At 70.4% G+C, this 14888-nt stretch carries 15 protein-coding genes; 7 read left to right on the forward strand and 8 right to left on the reverse strand.

Translation table 11 applies throughout. The features are described 5' to 3' along the window. The first annotated feature begins 59 nt into the window (after nt 1-59). Nucleotides 60-1781 carry a gamma-glutamyltransferase family protein gene (locus CBF90_RS04295; protein WP_088380059.1) on the forward strand — a complete coding sequence of 574 codons (1722 nt, stop codon included), beginning with the start codon at nt 60-62 and terminating at the stop codon, nt 1779-1781. A 15-nt stretch (nt 1782-1796) separates the two neighbouring features. On the opposite strand, the gene CBF90_RS04300 is transcribed toward CBF90_RS04295, so the two are convergent. Next, the gene (locus tag CBF90_RS04300; RefSeq protein WP_088379992.1) at nt 1797-2468 is read right to left on the reverse strand and encodes an alpha/beta family hydrolase; all 672 of its coding nucleotides are present in this window, start codon (nt 2466-2468) and stop codon (nt 1797-1799) included. Next, complete coding sequence (locus CBF90_RS04305; RefSeq protein WP_064956521.1) at nt 2468-3196, reverse strand: general stress protein; 729 nt, start codon at nt 3194-3196, stop codon at nt 2468-2470. The genes CBF90_RS04300 and CBF90_RS04305 overlap by 1 nt, the downstream gene beginning before the upstream one ends. A 51-nt stretch (nt 3197-3247) precedes the next feature. On the opposite strand from CBF90_RS04305, the gene CBF90_RS04310 reads away from it, so the two are divergent. Genes CBF90_RS04310 through CBF90_RS04320 form a run of 3 tightly spaced genes read left to right on the forward strand, consistent with a single transcriptional unit; the run spans nt 3248 to nt 6185 of the window. After that, nucleotides 3248-4519, forward strand: coding sequence for a CBS domain-containing protein (locus tag CBF90_RS04310; RefSeq protein WP_064956763.1), 1272 nt, complete (start codon nt 3248-3250; stop codon nt 4517-4519). Further along, nucleotides 4519-5052, forward strand: coding sequence for a DUF1003 domain-containing protein (locus CBF90_RS04315; protein ID WP_023950537.1), 534 nt, complete (start codon nt 4519-4521; stop codon nt 5050-5052). The genes CBF90_RS04310 and CBF90_RS04315 overlap by 1 nt, the downstream gene beginning before the upstream one ends. Continuing rightward, nucleotides 5049-6185 carry an Mrp/NBP35 family ATP-binding protein gene (locus tag CBF90_RS04320; protein ID WP_064956519.1) on the forward strand — a complete coding sequence of 379 codons (1137 nt, stop codon included), beginning with the start codon at nt 5049-5051 and terminating at the stop codon, nt 6183-6185. Before CBF90_RS04315 ends, CBF90_RS04320 begins: the two co-directional genes overlap by 4 nt. Nucleotides 6186-6194: 9 nt before the next feature. On the opposite strand, the gene CBF90_RS04325 is transcribed toward CBF90_RS04320, so the two are convergent. Next, on the reverse strand, nt 6195-6590 hold the full coding sequence (locus CBF90_RS04325) for a Sec-independent protein secretion pathway component (protein ID WP_023950532.1): 396 nt from the start codon (nt 6588-6590) through the stop codon (nt 6195-6197). Between the two features lie 71 nt (nt 6591-6661). On the opposite strand from CBF90_RS04325, the gene CBF90_RS04330 reads away from it, so the two are divergent. After that, the gene (locus CBF90_RS04330) at nt 6662-7297 is read left to right on the forward strand and encodes an O-methyltransferase (RefSeq protein ID WP_088379993.1); all 636 of its coding nucleotides are present in this window, start codon (nt 6662-6664) and stop codon (nt 7295-7297) included. A gap of 71 nt (nt 7298-7368) precedes the next feature. On the opposite strand, the gene CBF90_RS04335 is transcribed toward CBF90_RS04330, so the two are convergent. From CBF90_RS04335 to dapE, 3 genes are all read right to left on the reverse strand, one after another. Then, nucleotides 7369-7542, reverse strand: coding sequence for a DUF3117 domain-containing protein (locus tag CBF90_RS04335; protein WP_023950528.1), 174 nt, complete (start codon nt 7540-7542; stop codon nt 7369-7371). Between the two features lie 72 nt (nt 7543-7614). Then, nucleotides 7615-8820, reverse strand: a complete 1206-nt coding sequence (locus CBF90_RS04340) for a hypothetical protein (RefSeq protein ID WP_023950526.1) — start codon at nt 8818-8820, stop codon at nt 7615-7617. 10 nt (nt 8821-8830) lie between these two features. Beyond that, complete coding sequence (gene dapE, locus CBF90_RS04345) at nt 8831-9907, reverse strand: succinyl-diaminopimelate desuccinylase (RefSeq protein WP_023950524.1); 1077 nt, start codon at nt 9905-9907, stop codon at nt 8831-8833. A 44-nt stretch (nt 9908-9951) separates the two neighbouring features. Between dapE and dapD the strand changes: the two genes are divergently transcribed. After that, nucleotides 9952-10902: a 2,3,4,5-tetrahydropyridine-2,6-dicarboxylate N-succinyltransferase gene (gene dapD / locus CBF90_RS04350; RefSeq protein WP_064956517.1), complete on the forward strand. Its 951-nt coding sequence runs from the start codon at nt 9952-9954 to the stop codon at nt 10900-10902. Between the two features lie 26 nt (nt 10903-10928). Here dapD and CBF90_RS04355 read toward each other — a convergent pair whose 3' ends face one another. After that, on the reverse strand, nt 10929-12536 hold the full coding sequence (locus tag CBF90_RS04355; RefSeq protein ID WP_064956516.1) for an L-lactate permease: 1608 nt from the start codon (nt 12534-12536) through the stop codon (nt 10929-10931). 93 nt (nt 12537-12629) lie between these two features. Between CBF90_RS04355 and ppk2 the strand changes: the two genes are divergently transcribed. Continuing rightward, the gene (gene ppk2 / locus CBF90_RS04360) at nt 12630-13433 is read left to right on the forward strand and encodes a polyphosphate kinase 2 (RefSeq protein ID WP_023950518.1); all 804 of its coding nucleotides are present in this window, start codon (nt 12630-12632) and stop codon (nt 13431-13433) included. A gap of 117 nt (nt 13434-13550) precedes the next feature. Here the strand turns inward: ppk2 and CBF90_RS04365 are convergent, their stop codons facing one another. Beyond that, entirely contained in the window at nt 13551-14843 is a 1293-nt protein-coding gene (locus CBF90_RS04365; RefSeq protein WP_023950516.1) for a citrate synthase, read from the reverse strand. Nucleotides 14844-14888 lie beyond the last annotated feature (45 nt).

Genomic DNA, 14888 nt, shown 5'->3' on the forward strand with positions numbered 1-14888 from the left:
GCGGGTTCTCGGCGCCGCCCGCGCAGACGACGCGACCGCTGCTGACCGGCACCTTCGGGATGGCCGCTGCGACCCATTGGCTCGCGACCGCGACCGCGCAGGCTGTTCTCGAGCGCGGCGGCAACGCGTTCGACGCCGCGGCCGCGGGCGGGTTCGTGCTGCAGGTCGTCGAGCCTCACCTGAACGGACCCGGCGGCGATCTCGTCGGCCTGTTCCACGCCGCCGGCGACGCGCGGCCCCGCGTGCTCATGGGCCAGGGACCGGCTCCTCGGGAAGCGACGATCGAGCACTATCGCGCCGAGGGCCTCGAGGCCGTTCCCGGCGCCGGCGCCCTCGCGGCCGCAGTGCCGGGCGCGGTCGACGCGTGGCTGGTCCTGTTGCGCGACTACGGCACCTGGGAGCTCGCCGATGTGCTCGCCTTCGCCATCGGCTACGCCCGCGACGGCCATCCGCTGCTCGCGTCGGCCGCGGCCACGATCGAGCGCGTCGCACAGCTCTTCCGCGACGAGTGGCCCTCGTCGGCCGCTCTCTGGCTTCCGGGGGGCAGCGCGCCCCGTGCCGGCGACCTGTTCCGCAACCCCGCGCTCGCGCAGGTCTTCGAGAGTCTGATCGACGCGGGTCGAGGGGCCGCCGACCGGGCCGCACGTGTGGACGCGGCGAGAACCGAATGGAAGACGGGCGTCGTCGCCCAGGCGACGGGCGCGTTCGTCGCCCGACCCCACCGTCATTCCACCGGCGGCCGGCACGCGGGCGTCATCACGGCCGCCGACTTCGCCGCCTTCTCCGCGGGCTACGAACAACCGCTGACGACGGTGTTCCGCGGCCGCACCATCGTCAAGGCCGGCGCGTGGACGCAGGGGCCCGCGCTGCTCGAGGCGCTCGCTCTGCTCGACCCTCTGCCCGACGACCTCATCGATCCCGCGACACCGGAGGGAGCCCACACGATCGTCGAGGCGCTCAAGCTCGCCCTCGCCGACCGTGACGCGCATTTCGGCGACGACAGCGCGATCTCGGAGATCCTCGACCCCGCCTTCCTGGCCGGGCGTCGCGCACAGCTGCTGCCGGATGCGTCGCACGAGTGGCGTCCGGGCGCCCTCTCGGGCCGCGCTCCCCACCGTCCGCCGCTCATTCGCCCGGACGGGACGAGCGTCGCCGGCACAGGCGAACCGACGGTCGACCGCGCCGGTCAGACCCGCGGCGACACCTGCCACATCGACGTCGTCGACCGGTGGGGCAACATCATCGCGGTGACGCCGTCCGGAGGCTGGCTGCAGTCCTCCCCCGCGATCCCGGAGCTCGGGTTCGCGCTCGGCACACGTCTGCAGATGACCTGGCTCGACGAGACGTCGCCCGCCGCGCTGCGACCGGGCGCACGCCCGCGCACGACGCTCTCTCCGACCCTCGTGATGACGGGCGACCGTACCGACATCGCGATGGGAACCCCCGGAGGCGACCAGCAGGACCAGTGGCAGCTGCCGATGCTGCTGCGGATGCTGGTCGGCGGTTGGGACGCGCAGTCGGCGATCGACGCTCCGACACTGCACACCACCGCGATGATCGACTCCTTCTGGCCCCGCACCTGGACGCCCGCCGGTGTCGTGATGGAGGACCGTCTCGGCGACGACGTCGCCGCCGGGCTCCGCTCCCGCGGCCACGACGTCACTCAGGTCGGGCCCTGGAGCCTCGGACGTCTCTCGGCCGTCGGCATCGACCGGGGCCGCGGGCTCTTGTGGGCGGCGGCGAACCCGCGCGGGATGCAGGGCTACGCGGCCGGACGGTGACCCGGTCGTCCGCCGTCAGGCGGACACGCGGCGGAGGCATCGGGGCACGATGCGTTCGGCCGTGCTCGCCCCGATCTCCTCGGCGTCGAGTCTTCGCCCGGAGACCTCGAACGAATGGCGCGCGCCCTCGACCCAGAGCAGCTCGGCGTCGGTGCACGTCGACACGATCGCCTCGAGATCGGCGACCGGTTCCACGAACGGATCGCGGGTGCCGGATACGAACAGCTGCGGCGCCGCGACCGCGGGCAGGTGGTCGGCACGCGGACGATCGGGCCGGCCGGGCGGATGCAGCGGGTACCCGAGATAGACCAGGAGCGCGGGATCGATCGCCCCGGTCGCCGCCGCCATCGACGCCATACGACCGCCGTACGACTTCCCCGCCGCCACGATGGGCACACCGGGATGCGCGTCGGCGATCGCTCGGAAGACGGCCGTCCAGGACGCGAGCGCGTCGGTCACGGAGCCGGGAAGCCGGCGACCCGCGACGATGTAGGGAAACGGGAAGCGGACGACATCGACCCCGGCCGCAGCGCCGACTCGGGCGAACCCTTCGAGGAACGGGTGCGCGGGTCCCGCGCCCGCGCCATGAGCGAGGATCATCACCGCACGCGCGCCGTCCGCGCGGTCATGCAGCAGCGGCAGCTCGACGGTCCCGGCCGCGACGTCGACCGAAACCGCGTCGATCATCAGCGCGGGTCGCTCGCCGGCGGCTCGGGCGCGCCCGGAGCCTGCGGACCGGGGGCCTCGCCACCGGGCACCGGCCCCACCGCGGGCGGGAGCGGTGCGTCGGCCGGTCCGGGCGCCGGCGATCCCGACGGCGGACCCGCGGGAGTGCCACTGGGCGCCGCCGGCCCGGGGGCGGGGCGGTCTCCCGTCGGGGCGGGCACGGGGTCGATCCGCTCACCGTAGCGGGGTGGTCCGTCCGGCACGGCGGCCGTCGGCGTCGCGGGACGGGCCGGGGCGACGTTCAGCGCACCGCGGGCGCGATGGATGCTGCTCGCCTGCACCGTCACCTCGTAGTGGTCTGCGACGACCTGCGTGACCGACGCGAAGTCGCGCCGGCGCCGGACGAGCGCGAACATCACGAGGCTCATCATCATGCCGATGGCCACGCCGACGAGCATCACGCCGAGGAAGAGCTGTATCGCGGCGTCGGGAGTCCCGAAGACGAAGATGAGCGAGAAGATCAACCCCAGGAGGATGCCGTTGATCGCGCCGGTCCGCGCTGCGGTCGCGTAGCCGAGACGACCCGTGACCGTCTCGACCGACCGCAGACCATAGCCGACGATCGCGATCTCACGTGCCGGGATGTCGGCGGAGATGAGTGTCGACACCGCCTTCTGCGCAGCCTCGTACGACGCGTACTCGGCGACCTTCTCACCTGTGACCGCGGGCGTCCCGCCCATCATGCTCATTCCGTCATTGTGTCACGGGCCACCTTCGCGGTCGCCGACTACGCTGGAGCGGTGAGTACGCAGAGGGTTTTCGTCGCGCGCCTGGTCGGGTGCGTCGTGTTCGATCCCGCCGGCGACCGTCTCGGCAAGGTCCGCGACGTGGTCGTGATCTTCCGCAAATCGGACCCTCCGCGCGTCATCGGTCTCGTCGTCGAGATCCCCGGCCGACGCAACGTCTTCCTCTCCATCGGCCGGGTGACCTCGATCGCGACCGGTCAGGTGATCACCACCGGGCTCATCAACGTCCGGCGCTTCCAGCAGCGCGGCGGCGAGGTGCGGGTCATGGCCGAACTCCTGGGTCGGAAGGTCTACCTCCGCGACGGGTCGGGCGGCGCCGTCATCGAGGACGTCGCGATCGAGCGGAACCGGCTCGGCGAGTGGGACATCGGTCAGCTCTTCCTCCGCCGACCGAAGACGAGCGCGTCGCCCTTCGCCAAGGGACCGACGACCTTCGCATCGTGGGGGGACGTGCGCGAGGACCAGTCCTCCGGCGCCGCCCAGTCGGCCGAGCAACTGGTCGCGACCTACTCCGAACTCAAGCCCGCAGACCTCGCCAACACCCTGCTCGATCTCCCCGAGGAGCGACTTCTCGAAGTCGCCGAAGAGCTTCCCGACGAGCGTCTCGCGGACGCGCTGGAGGAGATGCCCGAGGACGAACAGGTGCACATCCTCGAACGGCTCGGCGACGAGCGCGCCGCCGACATCCTCGACGCCATGGAGCCCGACGACGCGGCCGACCTGCTCGGTCAGTTGCCGGAGGGCCGCATCGAGCAGCTCCTCGACCTCATGGAGCCCGAAGAGGCCGAGGACGTGCGTGCCCTGCTCGAGTACGGACCCGACACCGCGGGTGGCCTCATGACGAGCGATCCGATCGTGCTGTCCGCCGAGGCGACGGTCGCCGAGGCGCTCGCGCTCATCCGCCGGCACGAGCTGCATCCGGCCCTGGCAGCATCCGTCTTCGTCACGCTCCCCCCGTACGAGACGCCGACGGGCCGGCTGCTGGGCACGGTGCACTTCCAGCGGATGCTGCGCTATCCCCCGCATGAGCGGCTCGGAGCCATCATCGATGACACCGTCGACCCGGTCGCCGCCTCGTCCTCGGCTGCGGAGGTCGCGCGAATGCTCGCCAGCTACAACCTGGTCTCGGTTCCCGTCGTCGACCAGGCCCGGCGCCTCGTCGGCGTCGTGAGCGTCGACGACGTTCTCGATCATCTGCTCCCGGACGACTGGCGGTCACAGGACGTCGAGCCGCAGGATGCCGCCGCGATGCGGGGGCGGCGCTGATGGCCCGCGCATCGAAGACGCCCTCGCTCGAGGCGCCCCGCGGGCGGCGGAGCGGTGTGAGCGGCGTGCTGGGACCGCGCACGTCGCAGCCCTCGCGCGACCGTTTCGGTCGCTTCACCGAGTGGATCGCCCGGGCGATGGGGACACCTGGCTTCCTCGTCGCGCTGTCGCTGTTCTGCGCCGCGTGGCTCGCGTGGAACACGTTGATGCCGGTCGAACTGCGCTTCGACTCCGCTGCCAACGGCTTCACCGCCCTGACGTTGATGCTCTCACTGCAGGCGTCGTACGCGGCGCCCCTGATCCTGCTCGCCCAGAACCGTCAAGACGACCGCGACCGCGTGCAGATCGAGCAGGACCGCCAGCGCGCCGAGCGGAACCTCGCTGATACCGAATACCTCGCGCGCGAGGTCGTGGCCCTCCGCATGGCGATCTCGGACCTGACCGACGGGCTCGTCACGAAGGAGACCCTGCGCGCCGAGCTCCGGACCGCACTCGACCGCCTCGAGTCGGACGAGCGACCGGACTCGCGATGAGCGCCGACGGCGTCCGCGCGGCCGTGGCCGCGGTGCGAGACCCCGAGCTTCGCAAACCGCTCGGCGAGCTCGACATGGTGCGCGACATCGCGGTGGAGGGCGGCCACGCCCGCGTCGGCATCGCCCTGACGATCGTCGGCTGCCCGGCAGCGGACCGGATCGAGCGAGATGTGCGGGAGGCGGCGCTCTCGGCCCCGGGCATCGAGGAGGTGACGGTCGAGGTCGGCGTGATGACCCCGGCCGAGCGGGCGGCGCTCACAGAGCGACTGCGCGGCGGGAGAGCGGCGCGGGAGAACCCGTTCGGACCCGACTCTCTCACGCGCGTGATCGCCGTCACGAGCGGCAAGGGCGGCGTCGGCAAGTCGACCCTCACGGCCAACCTCGCCGTCGCCCTCGCTCAGCGGGGCCTCGCCGTCGGACTGATCGACGCAGACGTGCACGGCTTCTCCATTCCCGCCCTGCTGGGTCTCGTCGACACGGACGGGCTGCCGCCGCAGCCGACGCGTATCGACGGGCTCATGATCCCGCCCATCGCCCACGACGTGCGGACGATCTCGATCGGCATGTTCCTTCCGCGCGACCAGAAGGCCCCGGGCGCGGTCGCCTGGCGCGGGCCGATGCTGCACCGCACGGTCTCGCAGTTTCTCACCGATGTGTTCTTCGGCGACATCGACGTGCTCCTCATCGACATGCCTCCCGGTACCGGCGACGTCGCCATCAGCGTCGGACAGTTGCTCCCCCACGCCGACGTCGTGGTCGTGACCACACCGCAGGCGGCTGCGGCCGACGTCGCTGTCCGGAGCGGCCTGGTCGCACGCCAGACCGGTCAGCGGGTCATCGGGGTCATCGAGAACATGTCGGCCATGACCCTTCCCGACGGTACAGCGCTCGATCTCTTCGGAAGCGGCGGCGGGATGCGCGTCGCCGAAGCCCTGTCGACGGAGCAACAGGTGCCGTTGCTCGGCTCGGTGCCGCTCAGCCCCCACCTGCGCGGCGACGCAGACGACGGGGTGCCCGTCGTCGTCGCGCACCCCGACGATCCGGCCGCCGCGGCCATCATCGGGATCGCCGACAGCATCGGACGCGGCGGCCGCGAGCTCAGTGGTCGCCCGCTGCCCCTGCGCGTGGGCTGATCGGGCCGATCACGTCGCTTCGTCGTCGAAGGGGACGGCCGCGCCGCGCTCGAAGCGCATCGCCGCCTCGCCCGCGGCATCCATCCCGACCGCGGTCGCGGTGCTGATGGCAGCGCCCGCTGCGGCGGCGCGCACCGTGGGAACGGGAGCGTCCTCGAGAAGCGCATCGCGGATGATGCGACGCGGGTCGTACTGACGCGGATCGAGCTTGCGCCACTCGACGTCGGAGAAGTCCTCACCCATCTCGTCCTTGACGCGGTCCTTCGCGCCGTTGACCCAGTCCCGAGCCCGCACCGTGAAACGGGCGAGCGTCTCGGCCAGCCGCGGCAGGCGTTCGGGGCCGAGGAGGAGAACCGCCGCAAGACCGATGATGAGGAGCTTGTCCCAATCGAGGCCGAACGACATGCCCCCAGATTACCCGTGCGCCTCAGCGGTGGGAGCCATCCGCACGCCTACGCTGGAACCAGGAGGAATGCATGGGTGATCAGGAAGCGATCCGCAGGTTCGCGATGGAGGCGACGGTGGAGCCCGAGCACATCGCTCGCGCGCGTGCACACGCCCTCGAGATCGGCGCGGCCCCGATCAGCCCTCCGGTGGGCGCGCAGTGCGCCGTGCTCGCCGCCGCCACCGGGGCGCTCAACATCGTGGAGATCGGCACCGGCGGCGGGGTCTCGGCGCTGTGGCTGCTCCACGGGTCGCCCCGCGCCACGCTCACCACGATCGACATCGAGCCGGAGCACCTCGCCGTCGCTCGGCAGTCCTTCACCGAGGCGAGGATCCCGCCGGCTCGCGCGCGCTTCATCACCGGCCGGGCGGCGGATGTGCTGCCGCGGATGAACGAGGCGTCGTACGACATCGTGCTCGTGGATGCGGATGCCGAGGGTGTCATCGAATACGTCGAGCACGGGCTCCGGCTCGTCCGGCCGGGCGGAATGGTTCTCGTTCCGCGTGTACTCGCCGGCGGCGCCGTCGCCGACCCGGTCCGGCGCGACGACGTCACGCGCGCGTACCGATCCCTCATCCACGAGACGCAGTCGTCTCCGGCTGTCCTGGGCGCGCTCTCGATCGTCGGTGAGGGCCTGCTGCAGCTCACGACGGCGGCCTCCTCCTGACCCCTCGATTTCACTCATACGTACGAAACGGCCGGCCCCATCGGGACCGGCCGTTTCGCGTGGCATCGTCGTCAGGCGGCGCCGACGACTCCGCTCAGCACGCTGTGGAGTTCCTTGGCCTCTTCATCATTGACCGAGACGACCAGACGCCCTCCGCCTTCGAGGGGGACACGCACGATGATCAGGCGCCCCTCCTTCACGGCCTCCATCGGTCCGTCTCCGGTTCGCGGCTTCATGGCTGCCATCGCGGCTCCCTTTCGTCATGAGGACTACCTGAAGAGTTTATCGTGCAGCGCGGCCACGACGCGGACACGGCCTCAGGGAATCTGAGCGAAGGTGCTTCCGAGGGCATACATCGTGTAGATCCACCACCATTGCGCGGCCGTTCCGATCAGCAGCACACCGATGCGCCACCACCGTGCGCGAGGCAGCGCGACCGCGCCCCAGAGCGGGGACAGCGGAACGAGGAGCCGGAAGGTGCTCGACTGCGGGAAGAACACCGCGAGCAGATACAGCAGGTACGCACCCGCCCAGAGCCGGATCGGCACACCCAGCCGCCGCACCCGCCGGTCGGCGATGAGAAGCAGCGCGGCGACGGCGACGATCGTCGCGAGTCCGACGAGGCACACCCACGCCGGCACGCCCCAGATACGCGACCACAGCACCGCCGCCTGCACCGTGCCGTCGAAGGGCACGAAGCCGCCGTGGTCGCCGATCCAGGAGCGTCGCCACGCGAGCTCGGTCTGCAGGTACGCGTCCGGCTCGCCCGTGACCACGCCGGTGATGACGGGCCATACGAGCCCGCATCCGGCGGCGAGCAGCCCCCCGGCCACGATGTGGCCGATCTCGCGCGGCGGCAGGTCGTCGTGCGCGCGCCGCGTCCAGCGCCAGATCCCGTAGACGGCCAACATCAGCGCGAAGGCGAGGACTCCCGGGCGGGTGAAAGCCATGAGCGGGATCCACAGATACAGCCACCACCAGCGACGGCGCTCGACCGCGAGCAGAGCGAGGAGCAGCCAGAGCTGGAAGAGCGACTCGGCGTAGCCGAGCTGGAACAGCGCGGCCATAGGGCCGGCGAAGCTGAAGAAGACCACCGCCCACATCGCGGCGGCTCGGCCGATGCGTCGCCTCAGCAGAGCGAACAGGACGAGACACGCCAGGTAGCCAGCTGCTGCCGACACGAGCGGCGCGGCGACCGGGAACCCGCCCACCACCCAGCCCACGACCCCGGTGATGACGGGATACACGGGCATGAACGCCCAGGCGTTCTGGGCGACGTCGCCTGCGGCGTCGAGCGGCAGTTCAGTGGGATACCCGCTGAACGCGATGAGCCAGTACCACTGAGCATCCCACCCCATCGTCAGGGTGCCGAGCGACGCGTCGGCGCCGAAGCGAGACTCCGGCCCGCTCAGCGCAGCCGCGCCGAGCAGGAAGGCCGTCGTCACCGCACGCGAGGCGAGATAGACGAGTGCGATCGCGGCGGCAGGCTGCAGCGCGATCGCGCCCCGGCGCAGCGACCTCATGCCCTCGGGGTCACCTGACCGACAGCCAGGCGCGCAGGCCGCGCTCGACGGCATCGATCTGCGCGATGGGCACCCGCTCCTGGTCGTGGTGCGCGAGCGAGGGGTCGCCTGGGCCGTAGTTGACGGCCGGCACACCGAGCGCTGAGAACCGCGCGACATCGGTCCAGCCGTACTTGGGCCGCGGCTCGGCACCCACCGCGGCGACGAACTCCTGTGCGAGCGGCGCGTCGAGCCCCGGGCGCGCCCCGCCGGCCAGGTCGACGACCTCCACCTCGAAACCGCTGAAGAAGTCGCGGACGATCTCGACCGCCTCGTCGGGGGTCCGGCTCGGCGCGAATCGGTAGTTGACCTCGACCTCGCACAGGTCGGGTATGACGTTGCCCGCGATGCCGCCGGAGATCCTCACCGCGTTCAGACCCTCGCGATAGACGAGGCCCTCGACCTCGACATCCGCGGGCGTATGGTCGGCGAGACGCTGCAGGATCGGGGCCGCATGGTGGATCGCGTTGTCGCCGATCCACGCGCGCGCGCTGTGCGAACGCACCCCGTGCGTTCGCACGATCGCGCGGAGGTTGCCGTTGCATCCGCCCTCGACCTGGCCGTTGGACGGCTCGCCGAGGATCGCGAAGTCGCCCGCGAACAGGTCGGGTCGATTCGCCGCCAGCCGCGTGAGGCCGTTGAGCTCCGCAGCGACCTCCTCGTGGTCGTACCACATCCATGTGATGTCCACCCGCGGATCGGTGAGTTCCGCGGCGAGCTTCAGCTGCACGGCGACGCCCGCCTTCATGTCGACGGTGCCTCTCCCCCACAGGTACGCCTCCCCGTCCTCGACGACCTCGCGCACGGGAAGATTCGCGTTGACGGGCACCGTGTCGATGTGGCCGGCGATGACGACGCGCTGCGCACGGCCGAGCTGCGTGCGCGCGACGATCGTGTCACCGTCGCGCACGACCTCGAGGTGCGCCAACGGCGATACGGCGGCGAAGATCGCGTCGGCGAGGGTGGTCTCATCGTCCGACACGCTCGGGATGTCGCACACGGCCCGGGTCAGATCGGCGCTGGAGACGGTCAGATCGAGCTCAGGCATGCCGCCGATTCTAACCGCGACGACCACACCGATAACCTGGAGGCATGAGCGAACGGTGGGCATGGGGCGTGGGACTCGCGACCTCGAGCAGCGATGGCACGACACTCGACACCTGGTTCCCAGAGCCCGCGCTCGGAACGCCCGCCGCCACGGAATCGGCAGCGGCCATGGTCACCTGGGCCCCGATGGCCGCGGACGACGAGCGTCGCGGCGTCACGCTCGAGGCCGTGACGGTCTCGATCGATCTCGACGCCGCGCCCGCCTCGACGCCCGACGCGTACCTGCGCCTGCACGTCATCTCCCACCGTCTCGCGGCCCCGAACACCGTCAACCTCGACGGGATCTTCGGGCACCTGCCGATCGTGGCGTGGACGACCGCTGGCCCGATGCACCCGGACGAGGCCGCCCGCCGCCGCCCGCTGCTCCAGCGTGACGGCATCCAGGTGCACGGTCTCGACAAGTTCCCGCGCCTGCTGGATTATGTGACACCTCCGGGCGTGCGCATCGCCGACGCCTCCCGCGTACGACTCGGAGCGCACCTCGCGCCGGGGACGACCGTGATGCACGAGGGCTTCGTCAACTTCAACGCGGGTACGCTGGGCGCCTCGATGGTCGAGGGCCGCATCTCGCAGGGCGTCGTCGTGGGCGACGGCAGCGACATCGGGGGCGGCGCATCCATCATGGGCACGCTGTCCGGCGGCGGCAGCCACCGGGTGTCGATCGGTCGCCGCACGTTGCTCGGCGCCAACGCCGGAATCGGCATCTCGCTCGGCGACGACTGCGTCGTCGAGGCCGGCCTGTACGTCACCGCGGGCTCGAAGATCGTGCTGGCGGACGAGCCCGCCACGGCCTCGGGCGCGCGCCCGACCGTCAAGGGCGCGGAGCTCTCCGGCCGCGACGGCATCCTCTTCCGCCGCAACTCGCTGACGGGTGCCGTCGAGGCCGTCCGCCGAGCAGGAGTTGGTGTCACCCTCAATGAGGCCCTGCACGCCTGACCGCATCGCGAGGCCTGCGGGTCGGCTCAGAGCAGCAGGACCGAGAGCAGCCCGCCCCAGAGGCAGACGGCGGCGAGGATCCCGAGGCTGTACCAGATCGACGCCCGCAGGATCTCCGATTCGCGTCCGGCGAGCCCCACGGCACCCGCGGCGATCGCGATCGACTGCGGTGAGATGACCTTCGCCGCGGTGCCGCCGGCGGTGTTCGCGGCCACCAGCAGCGCGGGATCGACCGCGATCTGCTCCGCCGTGGCGACCTGAAGCGGCGCGAACAGCGTGTTGTTGTTGACGACCGACCCCGTGAGGAAGACCCCGATCCAGCCGATGATGGGAGCGAGGAGCGGGAAGAGCGGCCCCACCGCCGCGAGTGCCGTCCCCATCGAAGCCGAGCCTCCCGAATAGTTGGCGATGTTGGCGAGGACGAGGATGATCGCGATCAGCAGCAGTGCCCGCCAGAGACCGCGCACCGTCTCCGCCAGCGTCCGGACCAGGTCACCCGCGCGCAGGCGCGGCGTCGTCCAGAACGACACGAGCACCGCCAGCAGGATCGCCGTCCCCGTCGCATTGACGGGCGTGAAGCTCCATGTGGCCGTGACGACATCACCGCCGGGGGTCTGCACGCTGCCGGTGAGCCCAGGCATCGGAACCGCGAACACCAGGGCGGACAGCGGCCCGCCCGCTGCGAACAGGTTCTTGAACACCGGGAGGCTCCAGACGAGGATGACCGCCGTCAGGATGTAGAACGGGCTCCATGCCGCGATCACCTCCCGCAGAGTCGCGTGGTGCTGCTCGGGCTCGGGCGCGCCGACCTCGCGGTGAACCCGGCGGGGCTGCCACACCCGCCCCAGAAGGAAGAGCGCGACCATCGCGGCGAGTCCCGCGCCGAGGTCGGCGAGCTCGGGTCCGAGGAACCACAGCACGCCCGCCTGCACACCGCTGAAGACGATGGTGACGAGCAGCGTGGCAGGCCAGGTCTCGCGCAGCCCGCGCACCCCGTCGAGGATGATCACGAGAAGGAACGGGATGAGCACCGTCAGCGGCTGCAGTACGAGCACCATCGCACGGGAGAGCTCCTGCACCTCGAGTCCGCTGACCTGGGCGCCCACGATGACGGGGATTCCGATGGCGCCGTAAGCCCCGGCGGCCGCGTTGGCGACGAGGGAGATCATGGCCGCCCGCAGGGGCCGGAACCCGAGCTGGACCAGGAGGGCCGCGCAGATGGCGATCGGCACACCGAAACCGGCCGCCCCCTCGAGGAAGGCGCCGAAGGCGAAGCTGATGAGAAGCACCTGGATCCGCTGGTCCGTCGAGATACCGCCGATCGAAGAACGGATCACGTCGAACCGCCCGCTCGCGACCGCGAGCTTGTAGAGCCAGACCGCCATCACGATGATGTAGGCGATCGGCCAGACGGCGTTGAGCAGACCGAGCAGTCCGGCACCCCCGACCGCGGTGAGCGGCATCCCGAATCCCAGTGCGGCGACGAGCAGCTGCGCGATGAGAGCGATGAGACCGGCGAGCAGACCGCTGAGGCGGAACCCGACCAGCGCGACGAGGAAGACGACGATGGGGATAGCGGCGACCAGCGCCGACAGCACGAGCGATCCGAGCGGATCCGTCGTCTGCACCCACATGCGTCGCTCCCCTGCTCGTCCGTCGCGGCCCACCCTAGACCGGCCCGAAGACGCGCGCGAGGGGGGCGTATGCTCACGTCAGGAGGTGGCGCGATGGCCGATGACCGTTTGCCGAAGAAGGTGTACGAAGCCGAGCTGCGGAGGCTCCAGGCGCAGCTCGTCGACATGCAGGCCTGGGTCCAGGCCACCGGGGCGCGCATCGTCGTGATCTTCGAGGGGAGGGACGCCGCGGGCAAGGGATCGACGATCAAACGGGTCACCGAATATCTCAACCCGCGCGTCGCGCGCATCGTCGCCCTCCCCGCGCCGACCGAGCGTGAGCGCTCGCAGTGGTACTTCCAGCGGTACGTCGCGCACCTCCCGGCCGCCGGTGAGATCGTCCTCATGGACCGGTCCTGGTACAACCGCGCCGGGGTCGAGCGTGTCATGGGCTACTGCACGAACGAGGAGTACCACCGGTTCCTCCACCAGGCGCCGATCTTCGAGCGCATGCTCGTCGAGGACGGCATCCTGCTGCTGAAGTACTGGTTCAGCGTCTCGGACGTCGAGCAGGAGAAGCGGTTCCGCTCGCGCAACGAAGACCCGATGCGGCGGTGGAAGCTCTCCCCCAACGACGTGCTGTCGATCACGAAGTGGGAGGACTACTCGCGCGCGAAGGACACGATGTTCGTCCACACCGACATTCCGGAGGCGCGCTGGCACGAGGTCGACAACGAGGACAAGCGCCGGGGCCGGATCAACATGATCCACCACCTGCTCGGACAGATCCCGTACGAGGTCGTCGAGCGACCCGAGATCGAGATCCCGCCGCGACCACCGTCCGGAGGATACGACCGGCCGCCGCAGCAGCTCGACGGATACGTGCCCGACTACGCCGCGACGCTGACCGAGAAGTGACACGCGGAGTGCCGGGTTCGGCGGCACCGTAGACCGCCGCGGTCGGACCGCGACCGCAAACGAGAGGCCGGCGCGTCGCTGTGACGTGCCGGCCTTTCGTATGCGTCGAGCGCTGCCTCAGGAGGTCGGGTAGTCCCGCTCCGCCGAGCCGACGTACAGCTGCTGCGGACGGCCGATCTTCGTCTGCGGGTCGTTCTGCATCTCGCGCCAGTGCGCGAGCCAGCCGGGCAGCCGGCCGATAGCGAACAGCGGCGTGAACATCCGGGTCGGGAAGCCCATCGCCTTGTAGATGACGCCGGTGTAGAAATCGACGTTGGGGTACAGGCGACGCTCGCGGAAGTAGTCGTCGCTCAGGGCGATCTCCTCGAGCTCCTTCGCGAGGTCGAGGAGCGGATCGACGACGCCGAGTTCGTTGAGGACCTCGTCCGCCGACTCCTTGACGAGCTTCGCGCGCGGGTCGTAGTTCTTGTAGACGCGGTGCCCGAAGCCCATGAGCTTCACACCGTCTTCCTTGTTCTTGACGCGGGCCACGAAACGCTCGACGCTCTCGCCGGAGTCGCGGATGCGCGCCAGCATGTCGAGGACCGCCTCGTTCGCCCCGCCGTGGAGCGGACCGTAGAGGGCGTTGATGCCGGCCGAGATCGAGGAGAACTGGTTCGCACCAGTGGATCCCACCAGGCGGACCGTCGAGGTGGATGCGTTCTGCTCGTGGTCCTCGTGCAGGATCAGCAGACGCTCGAGCGCGCGCGAGACGACCGGGTTGACCTCGTAGTTCTCGGCCAGGACGCCGAAGTTCAGGCGCAGGAAGTTGTCGACGAAGCTCAGCGAGTTGTCGGGATACAGGAAGGCCTGTCCGACGCTCTTCTTGTGCGCGTACGCGGCGATCACCGGCAGCTTCGCCAGCAGCCGGATCGTGTTGAGCTCGACGTGCTCGGGGTTGTTCGGATCGGACTGGTCCTCGTAGTACGTCGACAGGGCTGCCGTTGCCGCTGAGAGCACCGACATTGGGTGCGCGGTGTGGGGCAACGACGAGAAGAACCGCTTCAGGTCTTCGTGCAGCAGCGTGTGACGACGGATGCGGTCGTCGAAGTCGGCCAGTTCGTCTGCCGTCGGCAGGTCGCCATAGAGCAGGAGCCACGCCACTTCGAGGTAGGTCGAGTGCTTGGCGATCTGCTCGATCGGGTATCCGCGGTAGCGCAGGATGCCCTGGTCGCCGTCGATATAGGTGATGGCGGACCGTGTGGCCGCGGTGTTGACGAAGCCGTAATCGAGGCTCGTGTGCCCCGTCTGCTTCGTGAACGTCGAGAAGTCGACGCTCGGAACTCCGTCGGTTCCTTGCAGCACCGGCAATTCGGCGGTGCGGTCACCGATGGTGACGGTGGCCTTCTGCGGGGTGCCCGTGTCGTTCACGAAGCCTCCTTGCGATCGTCCGGTGCGGTCATTACAGCCTATCGG

The organism is Microbacterium sp. AISO3, from assembly GCF_002204305.1.
Taxonomy (GTDB): domain Bacteria; phylum Actinomycetota; class Actinomycetes; order Actinomycetales; family Microbacteriaceae; genus Microbacterium; species Microbacterium arborescens.